Genomic DNA, 20,637 nt, shown 5'->3' on the forward strand with positions numbered 1-20,637 from the left:
CCGGAGTCGCAGGCGGTGGCTCCGGCGCCGACCGCGATGACGGCCAGCACGGCGGCGGTGCAGCGTACGGCGCGGTTGAGCTTGGCGGACATGGTTCCTCTTTTCCGGCGCCGGGCTCCCGTCCGGCACTCCCCGTATCCCATCGCCCCGACCCGTATCGGGTGCGTTGTACGAAAGGTGAGATGGGCCCCCGGCCACGAATGTTCACGGGATGTTGTCCGGAACCTGTAACAGGGCCTGACCCGCCTCCGGCCCCCGGTCAGGACCGGAGGCCGGCGGTGGTGGCGAAGGTGGCGGAGGCAGCGGCGGCCGGGCGGCGGTCAGTCGCTCAGGCCGCCCTCCACCAGCCGCGCCCACTGGGCGACGACCCGTTCGCGGCGCGCGCTGTCGTCGGTCAGCAAGTTGGCCAGACCCAGGCCGCGCGAGCCCCCTCCGGACCCGGACCCAGGTCCAGGCCCCCGCCGCAGCAGATCGTCACCCTCCACATGGGCGACCCGCGCGGGGACCCCGACGCGGGCGCTCAACTCCCGTACGGCGTCCGCGAGCCCGGCCGGGTTGAGACCGCCCGCGTTGGTGACGAGGACGACGCCGCGCTCCCTCGCCAGCGCCAGCCCCTCCTCCAACTGCCGCAGAGACGTCTCGGCGTAGCCGCGCGCGGGATCCTTCATCCGGTCGCGGCCCAGGATGAGCACGGTCAGCTCGGCGAGGTAGTCGCCGGTCAGCACGTCCAGCGGGCCGCCGGTGAGCATCTCGGCGAACGCGGCGAACCGGTCGCCGTAGAAGCCGGACGCGTTGCCGATCCGCAACGGCGCCCCGTCCCGGCCGCTGCCGCACGTGGACGGCGGCACGGTCATGCCTCGCCCTCCCCCACGCGCGCCCGGCCGGGCCCCGGCGGCCCGGCGAACGCCTGCGCGATGCCCAGCCACCGCTCGGCCTCCGGCCCCCGCGCGTGCAGCCGCGCGTCGTCGCGGTGCAGCCGCTGGGTGACCAGCAGACAGAAGTCGAGCGCGGCGCCCGTGACGCGCTGGGCGGCGTCCTGCGGTCCGTGGGCCCACAACTCGCCGTCCGGCGCGTCCAGTTCGACGCGGAACGGCTCGGCGGGCGGGGTGAGGCCGTGCACGGCGTAGGCGTGATCGCGGGCGCGCACACCGATGCGTACGACGTGCCGCAGCCGCGCGGTCGGCGCCCGGCGCACCCCGAGCGCGTCGGCCACGTCCGTGCCGTGCGCCCAGGTCTCCATGATCCGTGCGGCGGTCATGGCGGGCGCGCTCATCGGCGGCCCGTACCAGGGCAGCCGCGCGCCCGGCGGCTGGGCCGCGAGCGCGGTGAGCAGTTCGGCGCGGCCGGTACGCCAGTGCGCCAGCAGTTCGGGCACCGGCCGCACGGCGCCCTCTGCGGCGGCCTCGTCGATGAAGTGCGCGGCGTCGGACCGCGCCAGCAACTCCTCGACCTCCCGGTCGAAGACCTCCGGCTCGGTGGCGGCGACCAGCGACGTACCCGAGCCGCGCCTTCTGCCGTTCGCCATCGGCTCGTCCGGCGTCGTGCCGGATGCCTTGCCGACGGCGAACGGCGCGCAGCCCGGCGCCCCGCGGCGGTCGCTCCCATGGGGCGCCGGGTCCGTCAGCGCAGCCGCTCGGCCAGCACCTCCGCGAGGTGGCGCCCCGTGTAGCCGCCGAGTTGGTCCATCTGGGTGCGGCACGAGTAGCCGTCCGCCAGGATCTCCGTACCGGGGGCCGCGTCCCGCAGTGCGGGCAGGAGTTGGTCTTCGGCGCAGGCGGCGGAGACCTCGTAATGGCCCTTCTCGAAGCCGAAGTTGCCCGCGAGGCCGCAGCAGCCGCCGCTGAGGGAGCCGGTCAGTCCGGCGCGCTCGCGCAGTCGCCGGTCGGCGGCTTCGCCGATGACGGCGTGCTGGTGGCAGTGGGTCTGGCCGGCGACGGGGCGGTCGATGCGGGGCGGTTTCCAGTCGGGTGCGTACTCCTCCAGCGTCTGCGCGAAGGTCCGTACCGCCTTCGCCAGCCGTGCGGCGCGCGGGTCGTCGCCCATCAGCTCGGGGACGTCCGTGCGGAGCGCGGCGGCGCACGGGGGCTCCAGTACGGCGATGGGCAGGCCCGCGTCCAGAGCCGGTTCGATCCGGTCGAGGGTGCGGCGCATCACCGCGCGGGCCCGGTCCAGCTGGCCCGTGGAGACATAGGTCAGCCCGCAGCACACCTGCTCGGGCGGCACGACGGGGCGCAGTCCGGCATCCTGGAAGACCCGCACGGCAGCCGAGCCCGCCTCCGGGGAGAGGTAGTTGGTGAAGGTGTCCGGCCACAGGACGACCGGCTTGCCGCCCGCCTCCGCCCTGCCCGGCTGCCGCCGCCACCAGTGGGTGAAGGGCGTACGGGGCAGCGCCGGGATGTCCCGTTCCGGGGCGAGGCCGCCCAGCCGCTTGGCGAGCGCGGCGAGCGGCGGCACCTTCGCGCCCGCGTTCAGCAGCGGCACCGTACGCGTGGCCGCCGCCAGCCGCAGCCAGCGCGGCAGCCATCCCATCGAGTAGTGCGCCATCGGGCGCCGCTTGCCGGGGGTGCCGGTGGCTTCGTCGCCCTCGTGGTAGTGGTGCAGGAACTCGGCCTTGTAGGTGGCCATGTCCACGCCCACCGGGCAGTCGCTCTTGCACCCCTTGCACGACAAGCACAGGTCGAGCGCGTCGTGCACCTCCTCGGACTGCCAGCCGCCGGTGACGACCTCACCCGCGAGCATCTCGTGCAGCAGTCGGGCCCGTCCGCGCGTGGAGTGCTTCTCCTGGCCGGTCGCACGGAAGGAGGGGCACATCACGCCCGCGCCCGCCGCCGTCTCGTTGCGGCACTTGGCTACGCCGACGCAGCGGCGGACGGCGGCGGAGAAGTCGCCCCCGTCGTGCGGGTAGCCGAACTCCACGTCCACCGGCTGACGCGGCAGCGGCGCGAAGCGCAGGTTGGCGTCCAGCGGTTCCGGGCGCACCAGTATGCCCGGGTTGAGGCCACCGGCCGGGTCCCACAGGTCCTTGAAGCGGCCGAAGAGCTCGACCATCTCCGCCCCGTACATCCGTGGCAACAGCTCGGCGCGGGCCTGCCCGTCGCCGTGCTCGCCGGAGAGCGAGCCGCCGTGCGCGACGACCAGATCGGCCAGCGCGCCGGAGAAGTCGCGGAACTTCGCGATACCCGCCCGGCCGATCAGGTCGAAGTCGATGCGTACGTGGATGCAACCGTCCCCGAAGTGCCCGTAGGGCAGCCCCCGCAGCCCGTACTCGCCCAGCAGCGTGCGGAAGTCCCGCAGGTAGGCGCCCAGTCGGGCAGGGGGCACCGCGCAGTCCTCCCAGCCCGGCCACGCCTCGGCGCCGTCCGCCATGCCCGGAAGCCGCAGCCGGGTCGCCGTTCCCGAGGCGTCCTCGCGGATCCGCCACAGGGCGCGCTGCCCGGCCGCCTCGGTGACCAGCGCGTGGTCGGTGGTGCCCTCGCGCGCGGCGGCGCACAGCTTCTCGGCGTTGTCCCTCGCGTGTGCCGCGTCGTCGCCGCCGACCTCCACGAACAGCCACGCGCCGCCCCGGGGCAGGGAGGCCCGCGCGGCATCGTCCACCAGGTCGTTGGCCATGCCTTCGACGGTGAGCGGCTGGTGCGGCAGCAGCCCGGCCGCGGCCTCGGCCGCCGCGCTCTCGTCGGCGTAGCCGAGGACGGCCAGCACCCGCGCGCCCGGCGTCTCCACCAGCTTGACGGTGGCCCGCGTCAGCACGCCCAGGGTGCCCTCGCTGCCGGTGAAGGCCCGCGCCCAGTCCTCCCCCTTCTCGGGCAGCAGCTCATCGAGCGCGTACCCGGAGATCCGGCGCGGCAGCTCGGGGAACCCGGTGCGCAGCCGGGCGAGTTCGCCCTGAACGAGTGACGAGACGCCCGCCCGCAGCCGCTCCGGAACCCCCTCGCCGCCCCGCCCCAGCCGTACGCGCTCCCCGCCGTAGGTGAGGACTCCCAGCTCGTGGACGTTGTCGGCGGTGGTGCCCCAGGCCACCGAGTGCGCGCCGCAGGAGTTGTTGCCGATCATCCCGCCGAGTGTGCACCGGCTGTGCGTGGACGGGTCCGGCCCGAACGTGAGCCCGTACGCCCCGGCAGCCCGCCGCAGGTCGTCCAGAATCACTCCGGGCCGCACCACAGCGGTGCGGGCATCCGGATCGAGCTGCTCGATAGTGCGCAGGTGACGGGTGAAGTCGAGCACGACCCCGACCCCGGTCGCCTGCCCCGCGATGGAGGTCCCCGCCCCCCGGGCCAGCACCGGAACCCCCTGCTCCCGGCAGACGGCCAGGACAGCCGCCACCTCGTCCTCGTCCCTGGGCGCCACGACGCCCAGCGGGACGCGCCGGTAGTTCGACGCGTCCATCGTCATCAGCGCTCTGTCCTGGACTCCGAACTCCACCTCGCCGCCACGCACCGCCGCCCGCAGTGCCCGTTCCAGATTCCGTGCGTCTGCCATGGGCATCAGCGTGCCCGCTGATGCCCGGTGCCCGCTGCCCCCTGGAACGATCTCTTCAACTGTGTTGCCCGTCACCCGGGGACTCTGGCGGGCCCCCGACGGGACGCCTTCGCAGGCGGGCCGGGGCGCGGGCGTGCGTGCGTGCGGGCGGGCGGGCGGGCGGGCGGGCGGGAGCGGTTCGCCAGATCGTCACCACCTAGACCGGTGACGGTTCCTTCGCGGGCACGCGGGGCACGGGACGGCCGGAACGTCACCACCTGGACCGGTGACGATTCCTTCGCGAGTGCGCGGGCGCGGGCACGAGAGCCCCCGTGACCCGCACGGCTGCTGAGGACCGAACTCGCCGTCACGAACGCCAAGGACAAAGGCTTCCCATTCGCTGGGGGTGTACCGCAGGACCGTCCCGTGCGTCCCTGCAGCGCCATCTCACCGCGCTTCGCGAGGCCGGCGAGGAACTGCGTCGATGGTGGCAGGAAGGGATGGTCCTCACGGCGAACGAGAGAGCCGGCCCAGCAGCGCGGGCAGAAGCCGAGGGCACGGACCCGCCCCAACTCCCCTGGTCAGCCTCGCGATCCGCACCTCGAAGACACGGGGCACTTCACGAAGCGCCCGCTATGCCCCCGGCGCCGGGAAGCTCTCCAGCAGGCGGGGCGGGGCCGCCTGCTGCCAGCTGTCGGTGAGGATGTCGCGCAGCTCGGTCAGGTCCTCCAAGGCCGCGAGGCGGGCGCGGACCCAGTTCGAGCCCGCCTCGTGGCGCGGCACCCAGAACTTCTCCGGCTCGGCCGCGATCAGCTCCCCGCGCTCCAGGCGCGGGCAGCGCACGGCGAAGGAAGACTGGTCGTCGGGCATCGTGAGGAACATCTTTCCCGCGACGCGGAACGTCGGCATCGCCCACGCCTCGACCTCTTTGGTCTCCGGCAGGGCCAGGGCGATGCGCCGCACGTCGTCGGGTCCGGGCCGGGCTCCCGGGCTCGGGCTCTGTCTCGGGCCGCTCATGGCCTCAGCCTATGCGGGGCCGAGCGCGAAGCCGCACCCCGTGCGGGGCGGCACCCCATGCGGGGGCGGCCCCTACGGGCGCCGCGGCTTCCGCCGCGCTATCTCATGCGCTGGACTCCGCGGTACCGCACCCGCCCCCGGGCACTACTGTGGGGACGTGGCTGATCTCCAGATTCCCGCTGACATCAAGCCCGCCGACGGTCGCTTCGGCTCGGGCCCCAGCAAGGTGCGGCCCGAGGCGCTCAGCGCCCTGGCCGCGACCGGCACCTCCCTGATGGGCACCTCCCACCGCCAGGCACCCGTCAAGGACCTGGTCGGAAAGGTGCGCGACGGGGTGCGCGCCCTCTTCTCGCTGCCGGAGGGCTACGAGGTCGTCCTCGGAAACGGCGGCTCCACCGCCTTCTGGGACGTGGCGACGCACGGCCTCATCTCCGAGCGCTCCCAGCACCTGTCGTTCGGCGAGTTCTCCTCGAAGTTCGCGAAGGCCGCCAAGCAGGCGCCCTGGCTGGGCGAGCCCAGCGTCATCCAGAGCGACCCGGGCACCCACCCGGAGGCGCGCGGTGAGCAGGGCATCGACGTCTACGCGCTGACCCACAACGAGACCTCCACCGGTGTGGCCATGCCCCTGCGGCGCGTGCCCGGCGGCGACGACGGCTCGCTCGTGCTGGTCGATGCCACCTCGGGCGCCGGCGGCCTGCCGGTGGACATCACCGAGACGGACGTCTACTACTTCGCGCCGCAGAAGTCCTTCGCCGCCGACGGCGGACTGTGGATCGCGGTCTTCTCCCCCGCCGCCATCGAGCGCGCCGAGCGCATCGCCGCCTCCGACCGCCACATCCCGGCGTTCTTCGACCTCGGGACGGCGATCGACAACTCCCGCAAGAACCAGACGTACAACACCCCCGCGCTGGCCACCCTCTTCCTGCTGAACGACCAGCTGGAGTGGATCAACGGGCAGGGCGGCCTCGACTGGGCCGTCAAGCGGACGGCGGACTCCTCCTCCCGGCTCTACGGGTGGGCCGACGCGGCCGGCTACGCCTCGCCGTTCGTGGCCGACCCGGCGCAGCGCTCGCAGGTCGTCGGCACGATCGACTTCGCCGACGAGGTGGACGCGTCCGCGGTCGCCAAGGTGCTGCGGGCCAACGGCGTCGTGGACACCGAGCCCTACCGCAAGCTGGGCCGCAACCAGCTCCGCGTCGCGATGTTCCCCGCCGTCGAACCGGCGGACGTCGAGGCGCTGACGTCCTGCGTGGACTGGGTGATCGAGCGCCTGTAGCCCCCACCTGCCCCTGACTCCCGAACGCCGGACGGCCTCACCACGAGCCGCCCGGCGTTCGGCGTTCGGCGTTCGGCGTTCGGCGTTCGGCGTTCGGCGTTCGGCGTTCGGCGTTCGGCGTACCGGAACAGGGGGCTCACGCCCCTGAAGGGACGCGGGGCCGTGTCATGTGCGGCTCCGCCGCCCTGGGCGGCGGTGAGATCCGGGGCAGCTACCTCGTCGCGGCCGACGGCGGGCACAGCACGGTCCGCCGGCTGCTGGACGTCCCCTTCCCCGGCCAGGAGCGCCGGATGACCGCCGTGGTGGCGGACCTCAGCCCCGCCTCCCGGTCCGAGGCGGTCCCCACCAGGCCCGCGTACTTCAGCCAGTACATGCGAGGGGGCGGCGGCTGCTACGCGATCTTGCACCCCATCGGCCCGGAGCTGTACCGGCTGCTGTTCGGCAAAGCCTCCGGGGACGGTCCCGGCCGCGAGGTGCCGGTCTCCCCCGACGAGGTCCGCGAGGCGCTGCACGCCGTGTACGGGCCCGAGACGGAACCGGGCGAACTGCGCGCCGCCTCCCGGTTCGGCGACGCCGCACGCCAGGTCGAGCGCTACCGCGAGGGCCGGGTGCTCTTCGCCGGAGACGCGGCGCGCATCCACATGCCGATCGGCGGCCAGGGCGTCAACCTGGGGATCCAGGACGCGATGAACCTCGGCTGGAAGCTCGCCGGCACCATCCGCGGCTGGGCGCCCGCCGCGCTGCTGGACAGCCACCACGAGGAGCGGCACCCGGCCGCAGCACGCGTGCTGCGCCACACCCGCGCCCAGCGCATGCTCATGAACGTCGCCGGGGACGAGGAGATCGGCGCGGTCCGCGAACTGATGACCGAGCTGCTGCGCCTGCCCGACACCCACCGGTACATCTCGGGCATGATGTCCGGCCTCGACCTCCAGTACCCCGGCGTCGGCCCCCGGCTGATCGACGTGGACCTGACCACCGAGGACGGTCCGACCCGGGCGAGCCGGCTGCCGCACTCCGGCCACGGCCTGCTGCTCTCCCTCGACGGCAGGCCGCGGCAGGTGGGCGACCGGTCCGACCGGGTCGAGCACGTCATGGCCGAACCCGTCGAGGACGCCGCGGCCGTCGAGGGCGCCGGAGCCCTCCTGATCCGCCCCGACCGCTACCTCGCCTGGACCGGCACCGACGACACCCCGCTCGACACGGCCCTGACCCGCTGGTTCGGCTGAGCCGGGGGGAGCGCCCCACGGGGCGCGGGACTGGTGTCCATGTGCGGTTCGCCGGCGCCCCTTCGCGGCTCCGCCGCGTGGGCGCGGCAGCGGCGTCAGTTCCGGCGGCGGAAGACCCGCTTGAGGCCCAGCCACAGCACGAGCGCGGCGGCGAAGGTGGCGCCGGCCCAGACCATGGGCCGGTCGGCGGCGCCCAGCCCGCCGTTCCCGCCGGACAAGGCGCCCCCGCCTTTGCCGTCGTCGTCCTGCCCGGCGGAGCCGTTCCCCGCCGAGGGGGGAGCGGCCTCGCCGGAGAGCCGGACCGGCTCCACCTCGCTGCGCGCCCCCTCGGACCCGTACATCAGCGTGCCCCCGTCGGGGGCGAAGGTGACGGACTCGCCCTGGCGCTGGATCGGAACGGGCACAGTCCCGATCTTCTCGATGCCGCCGCTCACGCCCTTGCCCTCCCAGCGGTAGGCGGTCGCGCCGAAGTACGCGCGCAGCACCAGCCGTTTGCCGTCGGGCGAGAAAGCGCCGTCGGTCGCCTGGAGGCCGATCTTCGCGACGCGCGAGAACGTGTTGACGCCCTGCGCGGTCAGCCGCTCGGGCCCGGCGTACAGGCCCGCCTTGCCCTCCCCGTTCTTGCTGGCGATGTAGACCCGCCCCGTCTTCGGGTGCACCATCAGCGACTCGGCGTCGCGCGGTCCGTCGGCGTAACGGACCGTGTAGCGGGTCGGGTTCACCGTGACGTCGCCGAGCCGCTTCGGCTCGTGGAAGCGGTAGATCCACACCTCGGGCCACTTGCCACCGAGGTTGTCCCCGATATCGCCGACGTAGACGTCGCCGTCGGGGCCGACCGAAATGGCCTCCACGTCACGGGGGTTGAGGCCGCGCAGGGTGACGGTGGCGACGGTCTTGCCCGTGCGCCCGTCCACGGCGTAGACGTACGGGCCGTCGTCGGAGTCGTTGTGCGTCCAGTAGACGCCCTTGTGCGTGCGGCTCGCGGCCAGGCCGCTGGACTCGGTGATCCGCGAATCGCGCAGGGTGAAGCCCTTCGGCCCGCCCCCGTCCGCACCGTCCGCCAGGGAGGCGGAGCCGGTCGCCGGGGCCGCGACCGCGCCGGGAGCGGCAGGTGGCGCCAGCACCAGCCCCGCGACCGCCGCCGCACCGCATCCCACTCGTATCCACACAGCACGCGTACGCACAGACATGGACCAAGTGTCCAGCATCACGGTGCAGCTCAACGCACGATCCACCAGGATGTGCGGATGCGCATCCTCTTCGTCGGCGACTCGATGACGATCGGTGCCGCCGGCGACTACACCTGGCGCTACCGGATGTGGCAACACCTCGGCCGAACCCTGCCGCCCGGCGCCGCGCGCATCGTCGGCCCGCGCACCGCACTGCACGAGGGCTCGCACGCCTACGCCGACCCCGCGTTCCCCGCCGCGGCGCGGGGCCACCTGGCGGGGTGGGGCGAGGGGTGGCTGCACATGGCTCCGGCCGTCGGCGCGGCGGTCGCCGACAGCGCGGCGGACACCCTGCTGGTCTCGCTCGGGCTGATCGACCTCGGCTTCTACACCGACGCCGCGCAGACCGCACGGAACGTGACGCGCTTCTGGAGCGCGGCCCGCACCGCGAACCCCCTGGTGCGCGGCGTCCTGCTGCCCGTCGTCCCCAACGTACGGGCGGCGCACGACGCGGGGTTCGCGGCGGAGTGCGCGCGCTTCAACGTGCTGCTGGGCAAGGCCGTGGCCGAACTGTCGCAGCCGCGCTCGCCGCTCCTGCTCGCCTCGGCGCCGCAGGACTGGTCGGTGGAGCGGGACACCTACGACGGCACCCATCCCTCGGTACGCGGCGAACACCGCATCGCCGCCGCGTTCGCCGGAGCGCTGCACCAGGCGTGGGCGGTGGGCGGCCCGTACGAGCCGGGGCCCGGCGGGCTCCGCACGGCGGAACGGACAGCGGAACGGACAGCGGCGCCCGCGACCGCGTAGGCGGACGTAGGCGTAGGCGCGAACGTGGGCGTGGGCGCGAACGTGGGCGTGGGCGCGAACGTGGGCGTGGGCGTGGGCGCAGACGTCGTTCAGGGGCCCTCGCGCAGGTAGAGCGCGCCGCAGCTGTGGCAGAACGGCTCGCCGCGCGGGGTGCCCCACGCCTGCGCGGACTGGGTGGCGGCGGCGGGGTCGAGGGGGCGCCCGCACATCGCCCGCGCGCTCGCGTCGCGCACCATGTGCCAGATCTTGACCTCGGCCCCGGGATCGGCGGGAGAGACGCCCTCTTCGTATTCGGCGCGCATCTCGTGCTCCATGCGGACCTCCAGCGCTCGGGTGCCGCCTCGGGCAACGGGGTGCCCCCCGCGAGCATGGAGGATCGCGTCACATGTCGCATCATTTGCGCCGGATAAGGGGCCGGGTGACGTGCGGAACGCGGGATTCGGACACACTGGCCAGCACGAAAACGCGAACGTCCTGTGTGCGGCCGTTTCCGGTCACACACAGAACGTTCACCTTCCCCCGACTAATGCGCGCTTGCGCGCACTAACTAGTGAGAGACTAACCGGAACGCAAGCTTCTACGCAACGCGGAGCCCATGACTGAGCCACCCACGCGGGAGCCCACGCCCAAGCCCCACGGAGCCACCCGGCCCGGCGGGCGAACCGCCCGCACACGTGCCGCCGTGCTCGCGGCCGTCCTGGAAGAGCTGGACACCGAGAACTTCACCGCCGTCACCATCGAGAACCTCGCCCGCCGCTCGGGAGTGCACGCCGCGACGATCAGACGGCGCTGGCGCAGCGTCGAGGGCGTGGTCGTCGATCTGCTGAGCCAGAAGAGCACGACGATCCCCATCCCCGACACCGGCAGCCTCTTCGACGACCTGCTCTCCATGGCCGAGAACATCGCCGCCTTCCACGCCTCCCCGCGCAACCGGCGCCTCATCGAGTGCATCGTCGCCGCCGCCTTCAGCGACCCGCGCGCCGACCGGCTGCTGCGCGACGCCTTCGGCGACCGGATCCGTGAGGTCTCGGTCCTGGTGGAGCGGGCCGTCGAACGGGGCGAGGTGCCGCCGGACACGAACCCCGGGGAGATCATCACCGCCCTCAGCGCCCCCTTCTACTACCGGCTGCTGATCGTCCGCCGCCCCATCGACGCAACGCTGGCGCGGACGGCGGCCGAGATGGCCCACCATGCCGCCACAGCAGGTCTGTTCCGCACCCCGCCGCCCGGCGAAGAGGCCACCGGCGGTGCCGTCAGAAACGCCACCAGCGACACCTCTGGAAACGGCTGATCCGCGACACGCACGGTCCTTGCCTGGAGCACACTCGAAGCGTCTAGCGTGACGGAATGGAGTACACACAGGTCGGACGCACCGGACTCAAAGTCAGCAGGCTCGTTCTCGGCACGATGAACTTCGGGCCCCTGACCGATGAATCCGACAGCCACGCGATCATGGACGCCGCGCTGGGCGCGGGCGTCAACTTCTTCGACACCGCCAACGCCTACGGCTGGGGCAGCAACAAGGGCCGCACCGAGGAGATCATCGGCAGCTGGTTCGCGCAGGGCAACGGCCGGCGCGACAAGACCGTGCTGGCCACCAAGGTCTACGCCAACATGGCCGGCGACGGCGAGCAGCCCTGGCCCAACCACGACAAGCTCTCCGCGCTCAACATCCGGCGCTCCGTCGAGGCCAGCCTCCGCAGGCTGCGCACCGACCACATCGACCTGTACCAGTTCCACCACATCGACCGCGCGACGCCGTGGGACGAGATCTGGCAGGCCGTGGACGTGCTGGTCCAGCAGGGCAAGATCCTCTACGCGGGCTCCAGCAACCACGCCGGCTGGCACATCGCCCAGGCCAACGAAGCCGCCGCCCGCCGCTCCTCCCTCGGGCTCGTGAGCGAGCAGTGCCTCTACAACCTCGCCGAGCGGCGCGCCGAGATGGAGGTCATCCCGGCGGCGCGGAGCTACGGCCTGGGCATCATCCCCTGGTCACCGCTGCACGGCGGACTGCTGGGCGGTGCGCTGCGCAAGGCCCGCGAGGGCGGTGGCGAGGGACGCAGCACCTCGGGCCGCTCCGCCGGGGCGCTGGAGAACGCCACGGTGCGCGACCAGATCGAGGCGTACGAGACGCTGGTGGCCAAGCACGGCCTGGAGCCGGGCGAGGTCGCGCTCGCCTGGCTGCTGACCCGCCCCGAGGTGACCGGGCCCATCGTCGGCCCGCGCACCTCCGAGCAGCTCGATTCGGCGCTGCGCGCGGTCGAGCTGAAGCTCGACGGCGGACTGCTGGACGCGCTGGACGAGATCTTCCCGGGCCCCGGCCCCAGCCCGGAGGCGTTCGCCTGGTGACAGCGGCCGGGCCCGGTGCCGGGCCCGGCCCTGATGCCGGACCGGGCCGGACCCGGGCCGGATCCGCTTCCGGGAGCGTGGGGGCTCAGTGGCCGCCCAGTGCCGAGGCCAGGATGACCACGACGAAGAGCACCGCGAGCGCACCGGTCACGATCCGCGTTCTGGTCTTGGTATTCACGCCGACCACGGTAACCGTGCCCACCACGGCAGCCACCTCCGACCCCAGAAGGGGTGCGCCCCCGAAGGGGCGCGGGGAACTGCGCGGCCAGCCGCGGCGAAAGCCGCACACCGCACAACCACACGCAGGGGCACCGCGTGCCCAGCCCCAGGGAAGAGGGCGACAAAAAGCCGCCGCCCAAGCCTTACGCGCGCCGCCCAGCCCGCCCCGCAAGGGGCCACCGCCCTACCGGCAGGTACCGCGGCTGCTCCCCGTGGACACCCCCGTCCGGCAGGACACTCCGCATCAGCACCAGCTCCCGCGCGGTCCACGCCGCCCCCTGGAAGCGGTCCAGTTCGGTGACGAAGGGACGCAGATCCACCACGGCGCCACGAGGGGTGCGGGCCACGGTCAGATGGGGCCGGTAGCCGCGCTCCTCACCGGGCCCGAGCAGCCCCGCGCGCCGCCCCGCCGCGGAGGCGACCGCGGCCAGCCTGGTCAGCGCGGTACGGGCGCTGTCCGGTGCCAGGGCCGCCCACAGCGCGCGGTCCCCGAAGCGGCCCCCGCCGCCGAGCCGCAGGTGCAGCTCCTCGGCGCGGGCGGCGGCGCGGGCGAGCCGCGCGCGCAGATCGTCGGCCTGGTGCTCGTCCGCCTCGCCGTAGAAGGCCAGCGTGAAGTGCCAGTTCTCCGTCCGGGACCATCTCAGCGCGTCCGCGCCCGGCAGACGTTTGAGTGGCTCCACGGCGCGGGCCAGTTCACCGATGGCCTCGGCGGGGGGAAGGAGCGCTGCGAAGAGTCTCATGACCGCGCAGACTGCCAGAGCCCCGCGCGGGGCCCGACCACGGCGGGGCGCCGGCGGCGGGTGCCCGGAGCCGCGCCCGCCACACCCCCATCCGCTACGCGGCCTCCGGCACCCGGCCTTCCGCACCCGCACCCGCGGTCGCGGTCGCGCGGGGGACGAAGCGGACCAGTGGGCGGCCCTTGCCCAGGCCGAAGGCGGGACGGAGCCCCGCCAGGCGGGCCAGGACCAGCCCCACGCCCAGCGCGGCAGCCGCCGAGACGAGCCCGCCGGCCAGGAAGCCGACGCGCGCGCCCCAGGCGTCGGTGATCCAGCCCATGACCGGGCCGCCGATCGGCGTACCGCCCACGAAGACCATCATGAACAAGCTCATCACCCGCCCCCGCATCGCGGGGTCGCTGGCGAGCTGGACGCTGGAGTTCGCCGTGACGTTGAACGTCAGCCCGACCAGTCCGATCGGGGCCATCAGCGCGGCGAACAGCCAGAAGGACGGCGAGAGCGCCGCCACCATCTCCACCACGCCGAACAGCGCGGCGGCGCCCGTCATCAGCCGCATCCGCGAGTGGCCGCGACGGGCGGCCAGCAGCGCCCCGGCGACGGAACCGGCGGCCATCAGGAAGTTGAGCAGCGCGTAGGTGCCGGGGCCCGCGTCGAAGACATCGCTGGTGAAGGCCGTCAGCCAGATGGGGAAGTTGAAGCCGAAGGTGCCGATGAAGCCGACGAGCACGATCGGCCACATCAGTTCGGGGTGCCCGCCCACATAGCGCAGCCCTTCGCGCAGCTGGCCCTTGCCGCGCTCGACGCGCTCGCTGGTGTGCAACTCGGAGGTGCGCATCATCAGCAGCCCGATGAGCGGCGCGGCGAAGGAGAGGCCGTTGAGCAGGAACGCCCAGCCGCCGCCCACGGCCGAGATGAGCACTCCGGCGACGGCGGGGCCGACCAGCCTGGCGCTCTGGAAGTTCGCGGAGTTGAGCGAGACGGCGTTGCGTATCTGCGTCGGCCCGACCATCTCCGAGACGAAGGTCTGCCGGGTCGGGTTGTCGAGGACGGTGACCAGACCGAGTACGAAGGCGAGCGCGTAGACGTGCGCGACCTGCACGTTCCCGCTGAGCGTGAGCGCGGCCAGCACCAGTCCGGTGAGACCCATGGCGGACTGGGTGGCGAACAGCAGCTTGCGCTTGGAGCAGCGGTCGGCGATCACCCCGCCGTACAGGCCGAACAGCAGCATCGGCAGGAACTGGAGTGCCGTGGTGACACCGACGGCGGTCGAGGAGCCCGTCAGGCTGTGGACCAGCCAGTCCTGGGCGATGCGCTGCATCCAGGTGCCGGTGTTGGAGACGGCCTGGCCCATGGCGAAGAGGCGGTAGTTGCGGATCTTCAGCGAGCTGAACATCGAGGTCTTCGCGGGAAGCTTCCCGGGATTCTTCGCGGAGTTCTTCCCGGCTTTTTGAGGGTTCTTCGGGGGGCTCTGGGCCGGGGCGGCCTCGGCGGCCCGCTCGCTGTCGCGGAGCTGGGCCGGGGCGCCGTTCTCGCGGCGCGGGCCGTTGTCGTCAGGTGCGGATGGTGCGGGTGCGGAGTCTGCTCCGTGGCCCGTACTCAATGCGGGTTCGCCTCCCCTTCAGGGTCGGGTTCAGGGTCGTGGTGACAGATGCGCCAGCTTCTCCAGCACCGGCGCCGCGGCGCGCAGCGTCGCCCGGTCGTCCTCGTCCAGTTCGCCGAACAGCTCGGACAGCCAGGCGTTCCGCTTGGTGCGGGCGGCGGCCAGCATGGATTCGGCCTGCTCGGTCTGCGTGACCACCTTCTGGCGGCGGTCCTCCGGGTGCGCCTGGAGCCGGACCAGGCCCTTGGCCTCCAGCATCGCCACGATGCGGGTCATCGACGGAGGCTGGACGTGTTCCTTGCGCGCCAGCTCGCTCGGGGTCGCCGTGCCGCACCGCGCGAGGGTGCCGAGCACGGACATCTCCGCGGGGCTCAGCGACTCATCCACGCGCTGGTTCTTGAGCCGGCGGGAGAGACGCAGCACCGAGGCGCGGAGCGCGTTGACCGCCTCGCGGTCGAGCGGATCCGGTGAGGGCCCGTCCGCCGGCGGCGGGACGGAGAGCTGTTCCGACATGGTCGTTAGCCTAACTCATTACTCCGCCTAAGTACCACCGGGCGGAGGACACCTGGCTCACACGTACGGGTGAGCCGGACCACATTCGCCGGACACCGGGCGGGGTGGCTTCGCGACGGTGGATCGTATGACCCGACTGACGCCCGCCCACCGTGACCAGCCGGACTCGCAGGTACTCAGCCTGCGCCTGGACGCGGCCCTCTTCGACCGCCTCAGCGCGCACGCCGCGAAACGCGGCATGAGCGTCCAGGACTACGTGGTCCGGACGCTCGTCCGCGACGACTTCGACGAACGCTTCAAGACGGCCGTCGATGAGACGGAACGCTTCTACGGCCACTCGGCGTAGGGGGCTTCGCCCCTTGTTTACGCACGGTGACCCGAACCGACCCGCACCGTGCGGAGACGGCCTGTCCTTCCCCGTGCCGGGGCGCGTACCGACCGCTGGTCACGCCCGTCGCGCCGTCGCGCCGTCGCGCCGGAACGAGGTGTGGCGCGACGGAGAGGGGGACGGGGTCGATCCGGATGCCCCGTCCGGCCAGGGGCCGGGCCCCGGGAGGGGAGGGGGACTACTTGACGCCCAGGAGTTCCTCGATGGGGTGGAGGAGGAAGTAGACGAGGAAGCAGAGGCCCACCACGTTCAAGAGCCACGGCACCTCGCGGAGGCGGCCCGTGGCGGCGCGGAGGGCGATGAAGGCGATGACGCCCATGCCGATGCCGTTGGTGATGCTGTACGTGAACGGCATGGAGACGATCGTCAGGAACGCGGGGATGCCGACGGTGTGGTCGGACCAGTCGATCTCCCGGACGTTCGAGGCCATGATCAGGAAGCCGACGACCAGCAGCGCGGGGGTCGCCGCCTGGGAGGGGACGACCTTCGCCAGCGGGGTGAAGACCAGGGCGAGCAGGAAGAGCCCGCCGGTCAGCACGTTGGCCAGGCCGGTTCTGGCGCCCTCGCCGACGCCGGCCGTGGACTCGACGAAGCAGGTGTTGGCCGAGCAGGAGCCCAGTCCGCCGCCCGCGACGCCGACGCCGTCCAGGAAGAGGATGCGGCCCATGCGCGGGAGCTGCCCGTGCTTGTCCGCCAGTCCGGACTCCTCGCCGACGCCGATGATGGTGCCCATCGCGTCGAAGAAGCCGGACAGCAGCACCGTGAAGACGAACAGGCATCCGGTCAGCCAGCCCACCTCGTGGAAGCCGCCGAACAGGCTGATGTTTCCGATCAGCCCGAAGTCCGGGGTGCCGACCACCGAGTCGGGGATGTTGGGCACCGACAGGCCCCACGCGGCGTCGGGGACGTCCGCGACGAGGTTGATGACGATCGCGAGGACGGCCATGGCGACGATGCCGATGAGGATGGCGCCCTTGGTCTTGCGCACCGTCAGCACGAACATCAGCAGCAGGCCCAGCACGAAGACGACCACCGGCCAGCCCTGGAGCTGGCCCCCCTGGCCGAGGCCGAGGGGGACGGTGGTCTTGGCCGCGTCCGGGTTGCGGCTGACGAAGCCGGAGTCGACCAGGCCGATCAGCGAGATGAACAGGCCGATGCCGATCGCGATGGCGCGGCGCAGCCCGTTCGGGATGGCGTCCATGACGCGCTGCCGCAGGCCCGAGGCGACCAGGATCATCAGCACGATGCCGGCCAGGACGACCATGCCCATGGCGTCGGGCCAGCTCATCTTGGGGGCGAGCTGGAGCGCGACGACGGCGTTGATGCCCAGGCCGGAGGCCAGCGCGATGGGGACGTTGCCGATGACGCCCATGAGGAGCGTGGTCAGCCCGGCCATGAGCGCGGTGGCGGTCACCAGCTGGCCGTTGTCGAGCTGGTGGCCGAACTTGTCCGTGCCGGCGCCGAGGATGATCGGGTTCAGCACGATGATGTAGGCCATCGCGAAGAAGGTCGCGAGCCCGCCTCGGACCTCGCGGCTCACGGTCGAACCGCGCGCCGTGATGGCGAAGAAGCGGTCCAGGACGGAGATCTGAGCGGGCGGAGGGGCGTCCCCGGACGGGGAAGCCCCGGAGTCGACCGGGCTGGCCGAACCGGACATGCGTGACCTCGGGTACGTGCTGGCCTGGGAAGGCTGGGGAAGCTGGCAGGCGGGATGTGCGGGGACGTGCGGGGCGTTGCGAGACCGGATCAGCTTGGACCATCGGACGAAAGAAACCAGTCAGCTCCGGATCGGTTCAGTATGAACAAACAACAACGGTGATCGCCATCTCCGCGCGTAGACCCTTGGCGGGACTCGCTACGCTGGGACACTGACCGCCCGGCAGCCACCGGGCGGCGGGGCAGGCCGGAAAACAGCGGCCGAGACGCAGAGGGAGCCGCCGCGATGGGCCTCATGGACAAGTGGACCAACGGTGAGCGCGAGGCACCCGAGCCCCTGGAGGGCAACGTCGTCGCCACCGTCGTGACCGGCACCGCCATCTGGCTCGTTCTCTTCCTCGCCCAACTCCCCTTCTACGGCTGGTACGCCGACCACGGCCACACCTGGTGGCTGTGGACGTGCGCGGCCGGCGCGGGGCTGGGCTGCATCGGCATCTGGTACGTCCGGGCCCGCGACGCGGCGATCCGCGCCGCCGCCGCACGGGACTGACCCCGACGGGCCGGGCCCCCGTCCGGGGGCGGACCGGCGCCCTCGTGGCACGAGGCCGACGCGCCTGCCGGGCAGGGCGTCCGGTCGATCCGGCAGGGGCCCGCGCCCGCCCGGCGGGGCCGGGCGGGCGCGGCGGCGAAACGGGCATTCCGCCCCGTACGGTCGGAGCATGACGCAGCCCACAGCAGGCGGATCCGGAGTCGGAGGCTCGGCGGGGGACGGGACGGGCCGGGGTGCGGGGGGCGCGCCCCGGGTGGGCGGGCTGAGCCGGGCCGAGGTCGAGCAGCGGGTGGGGCGGGGGGAGGTCAACGACATCCCCGTCCGCAGCAGCCGCTCGGTGGGGGACATCGTCCGGGCGAACGTCTTCACCCGCTTCAACGCGATCATCGGCGTTCTCTTCCTGATCATCCTGGTCGTCGGACCGATCCAGGACGGGCTGTTCGGCTTCGTGATCCTCGCCAACACCGGCATCGGCATCGTCCAGGAGCTGCGGGCCAAGAAGACCCTCGACAGCCTGGCCGTCATCGGCGAGGCCCGGCCCCGGGTGCGCAGGGACGGCGAGAGCGCCGAGATCCCGACCGGCGAGATCGTGCTCGACGACCTGGTGGAGCTGGGCCCCGGCGACAAGTGCGTGGTCGATGGCACGGTGGCGGAGGCCGAGAGCCTGGAGGTCGATGAGTCGCTGCTGACCGGGGAGGCCGATCCGGTGGTCAAGCGGCCGGGCGATCAGGTCATGTCGGGCAGCTTCGTGGTCGCGGGCAGCGGCGCGTTCACCGCGACCAAGGTGGGGCGCGAAGCCTATGCCGCGCGGCTCGCGGAAGAGGCCAGCCGCTTCACGCTCGTCCACTCCGAACTGCGCGGCGGCATCAGCCAGATCCTCAAATACATCACCTGGATGATGATCCCGGCGGCGATCGGCCTCATCCTCAGCCAGCTCGTGGTGGAGAACCACGACGTCCGGGCGGCCGTCCGGCGCATGATCGCGGGGATCGTGCCCATGGTCCCCGAGGGGCTCGTCCTGCTGACGTCGGTCGCCTTCGCCATCGGCGTCATCCGTCTGGGCCGCAAGCAGTGCCTCGTCCAGGAGCTGCCCGCCATCGAGGGCCTGGCACGGGTCGATGTCGTCTGCCTGGACAAGACCGGCACCCTCACCGAAGGCGGCATGGACGTCCGCGAGCTGCGCCCGCTCAACGGCACCGACGAGGCGTACGCGGCCCGGGTGCTCGGCGCGCTCGGCGCCTCGGAGCCGCACCCGAACGCGAGCCTCCAGGCGATCACCGAGGCGTACCCGGCGCCGGGGGCCGAGGGCACCGGTGAGGGCGGCGGAGGCGGCGAGAGCAGCGCGGGCGGCGGCCGGGGCGGGTGGCGGTGCACGGAGACGCTGCCCTTCTCCTCGGCCCGCAAATACAGCGGGGCCGCCTTCGAGGAGAGCGACGGCGGTGCGAGCGCCTGGCTGATGGGGGCGCCCGATGTGCTGCTGGCCAAGGGCGACCCGTCGCTCGCCGAGGTGGACCGGCTCGACCGGGAAGGGCTGCGGGTCCTGCTGCTGGCGCGGGCCCCCGGCGGGCTGGAGAGCGCGAGCGGCGCCGGGGAGCGGGTCGCCCGGCAGGTGGAGCCGGCCGCGCTGGTCGTCCTCGAACAGCGGCTGCGGCCCGACGCCTCCGAGACTCTCCACTACTTCGCCGAGCAGACCGTAGGTACCAAGGTGATCTCCGGCGACAACGCGGTCTCCGTCGGAGCCGTCGCGGGGAAGCTCGGCATGCCGGGCGCCGAGGCCCCGGTGGACGCGCGCGAACTTCCCGGCGAACCGGACGCCATGGCGCGCACGCTGGAGGACCACGCGGTCTTCGGCCGGGTCACCCCGCAGCAGAAGCGGGAGATGGTGGGCGCCCTCCAATCGCGCGGGCACACCGTGGCCATGACGGGCGACGGGGTCAACGACGTCCTCGCGCTCAAGGACGCCGACATCGGCGTCTCCATGGGCTCCGGCTCGGAGGCGACCAAGGCCGTCGCGCAGATCGTGCTGCTCAACAACAGCTTCGCCACGCTGCCCTCGGTCGTCGGCGAGGGCCGCCGCGTCATCGGCAACATCGAGCGGGTCGCCAACCTGTTCCTGACCAAGACCGTCTACTCGGTGCTGCTGGCGATCCTGGTGATCTGCTGGCAGATCCCCTACCCCTTCCTGCCGCGCCACCTCACGCTGCTCTCCTCCCTGACCATCGGCATCCCCGCCTTCTTCCTGGCGCTGGCGCCCAACAAGGAGCGGGCGCGCCCGCACTTCGTGCGGCGCGTGATGCGCTACGCCGTCCCCGCCGGGCTCATCGCGGGCACCGCCACCTTCTGCACCTACCTGCTGGCGCGGCACCACTACTCGGGGGCGGGCTCGCTGAGCGCCGAGACGAGCGCGGCGACCCTGACGCTCTTCCTGACCGCCATGTGGGTGCTGGCCATCGTCGCCCGGCCCTACACCTGGTGGCGGATCGGCCTGGTCCTGGCGATGGCCGCGGCCTTCCTCGCCGTCCTGGTCACCCCGGCGCTCCAGCACTTCTTCGCGCTGCGCCTGGTCGGCGCCGTCCTGCCGTGGTCGGCGGTGGCGGTCGCGGCGGTGGCCGGGGCCCTGCTGGAGGTGGCCTGGCGGTGGGTCGCCGGAAGGTTCCCGGCGTGAGGTGCCG

General features: G+C 72.9%; 17 protein-coding genes and 1 pseudogene. 8 read left to right on the plus strand and 10 right to left on the minus strand.

What is annotated here, in order from left to right; genetic code table 11:
- Positions 1–440: 440 nt before the first annotated feature.
- The 4 genes and pseudogenes from ABD339_RS19845 to ABD339_RS19860 form a co-directional block, all read right to left on the minus strand.
- Positions 441–854: pseudogene (locus ABD339_RS19845) on the minus strand (acyclic terpene utilization AtuA family protein); the annotation flags it as partial.
- Positions 851–1,525, minus strand: a complete 675-nt coding sequence (locus ABD339_RS19850) for a TIGR03084 family metal-binding protein (protein WP_344567737.1) — start codon at positions 1,523–1,525, stop codon at positions 851–853. The pseudogene ABD339_RS19845 and the gene ABD339_RS19850, both read right to left, overlap by 4 nt.
- A gap of 95 nt (positions 1,526–1,620) precedes the next feature.
- On the minus strand, positions 1,621–4,476 hold the full coding sequence (locus ABD339_RS19855; RefSeq protein WP_344567738.1) for an FAD-binding and (Fe-S)-binding domain-containing protein: 2,856 nt from the start codon (positions 4,474–4,476) through the stop codon (positions 1,621–1,623).
- A gap of 612 nt (positions 4,477–5,088) precedes the next feature.
- On the minus strand, positions 5,089–5,472 hold the full coding sequence (locus tag ABD339_RS19860) for an MmcQ/YjbR family DNA-binding protein (RefSeq protein ID WP_344567739.1): 384 nt from the start codon (positions 5,470–5,472) through the stop codon (positions 5,089–5,091).
- Positions 5,473–5,629: 157 nt separating this feature from the next.
- On the opposite strand from ABD339_RS19860, the gene serC reads away from it, so the two are divergent.
- Positions 5,630–6,748, plus strand: a complete 1,119-nt coding sequence (gene serC, locus ABD339_RS19865; RefSeq protein WP_344567740.1) for a phosphoserine transaminase — start codon at positions 5,630–5,632, stop codon at positions 6,746–6,748.
- A gap of 167 nt (positions 6,749–6,915) precedes the next feature.
- Positions 6,916–7,977: an FAD-dependent monooxygenase gene (locus tag ABD339_RS19870; RefSeq protein ID WP_344567741.1), complete on the plus strand. Its 1,062-nt coding sequence runs from the start codon at positions 6,916–6,918 to the stop codon at positions 7,975–7,977.
- A gap of 95 nt (positions 7,978–8,072) precedes the next feature.
- Here ABD339_RS19870 and ABD339_RS19875 read toward each other — a convergent pair whose 3' ends face one another.
- Complete coding sequence (locus ABD339_RS19875) at positions 8,073–9,167, minus strand: hypothetical protein (protein WP_344567742.1); 1,095 nt, start codon at positions 9,165–9,167, stop codon at positions 8,073–8,075.
- 57 nt (positions 9,168–9,224) lie between these two features.
- Here ABD339_RS19875 and ABD339_RS19880 point away from each other — a divergent pair, with 57 nt between their 5' ends.
- Complete coding sequence (locus ABD339_RS19880) at positions 9,225–9,953, plus strand: GDSL-type esterase/lipase family protein (protein WP_344567743.1); 729 nt, start codon at positions 9,225–9,227, stop codon at positions 9,951–9,953.
- A gap of 89 nt (positions 9,954–10,042) precedes the next feature.
- On the opposite strand, the gene ABD339_RS19885 is transcribed toward ABD339_RS19880, so the two are convergent.
- The gene (locus ABD339_RS19885) at positions 10,043–10,267 is read right to left on the minus strand and encodes a hypothetical protein (RefSeq protein ID WP_344567744.1); all 225 of its coding nucleotides are present in this window, start codon (positions 10,265–10,267) and stop codon (positions 10,043–10,045) included.
- A gap of 281 nt (positions 10,268–10,548) precedes the next feature.
- Here ABD339_RS19885 and ABD339_RS19890 point away from each other — a divergent pair, with 281 nt between their 5' ends.
- Both ABD339_RS19890 and ABD339_RS19895 read left to right on the plus strand, forming a co-directional pair.
- Entirely contained in the window at positions 10,549–11,244 is a 696-nt protein-coding gene (locus tag ABD339_RS19890) for a TetR-like C-terminal domain-containing protein (protein WP_344567745.1), read from the plus strand.
- 56 nt (positions 11,245–11,300) lie between these two features.
- A complete protein-coding gene (locus tag ABD339_RS19895) occupies positions 11,301–12,302 on the plus strand; it encodes an aldo/keto reductase (RefSeq protein ID WP_344567746.1) in 1,002 nt (333 codons plus the stop codon).
- A gap of 362 nt (positions 12,303–12,664) precedes the next feature.
- Here ABD339_RS19895 and thpR read toward each other — a convergent pair whose 3' ends face one another.
- The 3 genes from thpR to ABD339_RS19910 all read right to left on the minus strand — a co-directional run bounded on the left by thpR (position 12,665) and on the right by ABD339_RS19910 (position 15,371).
- Positions 12,665–13,261, minus strand: coding sequence for an RNA 2',3'-cyclic phosphodiesterase (thpR, locus tag ABD339_RS19900; RefSeq protein ID WP_344567747.1), 597 nt, complete (start codon positions 13,259–13,261; stop codon positions 12,665–12,667).
- A 94-nt stretch (positions 13,262–13,355) separates the two neighbouring features.
- Positions 13,356–14,858, minus strand: a complete 1,503-nt coding sequence (locus ABD339_RS19905; RefSeq protein WP_344567748.1) for an MFS transporter — start codon at positions 14,856–14,858, stop codon at positions 13,356–13,358.
- 30 nt (positions 14,859–14,888) lie between these two features.
- Positions 14,889–15,371, minus strand: a complete 483-nt coding sequence (locus ABD339_RS19910) for a MarR family winged helix-turn-helix transcriptional regulator (protein ID WP_344567749.1) — start codon at positions 15,369–15,371, stop codon at positions 14,889–14,891.
- Between the two features lie 127 nt (positions 15,372–15,498).
- Between ABD339_RS19910 and ABD339_RS19915 the strand changes: the two genes are divergently transcribed.
- Positions 15,499–15,717: a hypothetical protein gene (locus ABD339_RS19915; RefSeq protein WP_344567750.1), complete on the plus strand. Its 219-nt coding sequence runs from the start codon at positions 15,499–15,501 to the stop codon at positions 15,715–15,717.
- 220 nt (positions 15,718–15,937) lie between these two features.
- Here the strand turns inward: ABD339_RS19915 and ABD339_RS19920 are convergent, their stop codons facing one another.
- Positions 15,938–17,416 carry an NCS2 family permease gene (locus ABD339_RS19920; RefSeq protein WP_344567751.1) on the minus strand — a complete coding sequence of 493 codons (1,479 nt, stop codon included), beginning with the start codon at positions 17,414–17,416 and terminating at the stop codon, positions 15,938–15,940.
- Positions 17,417–17,710: 294 nt separating this feature from the next.
- Here ABD339_RS19920 and ABD339_RS19925 point away from each other — a divergent pair, with 294 nt between their 5' ends.
- Together ABD339_RS19925 and ABD339_RS19930 are read left to right on the plus strand one after the other, a co-directional pair.
- Positions 17,711–17,965 (plus strand): DUF2530 domain-containing protein, encoded by a 255-nt coding sequence (locus ABD339_RS19925; RefSeq protein WP_344567926.1) that lies wholly within the window; start codon positions 17,711–17,713, stop codon positions 17,963–17,965.
- A 169-nt stretch (positions 17,966–18,134) separates the two neighbouring features.
- On the plus strand, positions 18,135–20,630 hold the full coding sequence (locus tag ABD339_RS19930; RefSeq protein ID WP_344567752.1) for an HAD-IC family P-type ATPase: 2,496 nt from the start codon (positions 18,135–18,137) through the stop codon (positions 20,628–20,630).
- Positions 20,631–20,637: the final 7 nt, after the last annotated feature.

This window comes from Streptomyces axinellae, assembly GCF_039532135.1.
Classification (GTDB): domain Bacteria; phylum Actinomycetota; class Actinomycetes; order Streptomycetales; family Streptomycetaceae; genus Streptomyces; species Streptomyces axinellae.

Coding starts and splice junctions, on each gene's coding strand:
- ABD339_RS19880 (WP_344567743.1), top strand. CDS start 9,225: ATGCGCATCCTCTTCGTCGGCGACTCGATGACGATCGGTGCCGCCGGC.
- ABD339_RS19925 (WP_344567926.1), top strand. CDS start 17,711: ATGGACAAGTGGACCAACGGTGAGCGCGAGGCACCCGAGCCCCTGGAG.
- ABD339_RS19860 (WP_344567739.1), bottom strand. CDS start 5,472: ATGAGCGGCCCGAGACAGAGCCCGAGCCCGGGAGCCCGGCCCGGACCC.
- thpR (WP_344567747.1), bottom strand. CDS start 13,261: ATGAGACTCTTCGCAGCGCTCCTTCCCCCCGCCGAGGCCATCGGTGAA.
- ABD339_RS19890 (WP_344567745.1), top strand. CDS start 10,549: ATGACTGAGCCACCCACGCGGGAGCCCACGCCCAAGCCCCACGGAGCC.
- ABD339_RS19875 (WP_344567742.1), bottom strand. CDS start 9,167: ATGTCTGTGCGTACGCGTGCTGTGTGGATACGAGTGGGATGCGGTGCG.
- ABD339_RS19855 (WP_344567738.1), bottom strand. CDS start 4,476: ATGGCAGACGCACGGAATCTGGAACGGGCACTGCGGGCGGCGGTGCGT.
- ABD339_RS19850 (WP_344567737.1), bottom strand. CDS start 1,525: ATGGCGAACGGCAGAAGGCGCGGCTCGGGTACGTCGCTGGTCGCCGCC.
- ABD339_RS19920 (WP_344567751.1), bottom strand. CDS start 17,416: ATGTCCGGTTCGGCCAGCCCGGTCGACTCCGGGGCTTCCCCGTCCGGG.
- ABD339_RS19915 (WP_344567750.1), top strand. CDS start 15,499: ATGACCCGACTGACGCCCGCCCACCGTGACCAGCCGGACTCGCAGGTA.
- ABD339_RS19870 (WP_344567741.1), top strand. CDS start 6,916: ATGTGCGGCTCCGCCGCCCTGGGCGGCGGTGAGATCCGGGGCAGCTAC.
- ABD339_RS19930 (WP_344567752.1), top strand. CDS start 18,135: ATGACGCAGCCCACAGCAGGCGGATCCGGAGTCGGAGGCTCGGCGGGG.
- ABD339_RS19885 (WP_344567744.1), bottom strand. CDS start 10,267: ATGGAGCACGAGATGCGCGCCGAATACGAAGAGGGCGTCTCTCCCGCC.
- ABD339_RS19895 (WP_344567746.1), top strand. CDS start 11,301: ATGGAGTACACACAGGTCGGACGCACCGGACTCAAAGTCAGCAGGCTC.
- ABD339_RS19910 (WP_344567749.1), bottom strand. CDS start 15,371: ATGTCGGAACAGCTCTCCGTCCCGCCGCCGGCGGACGGGCCCTCACCG.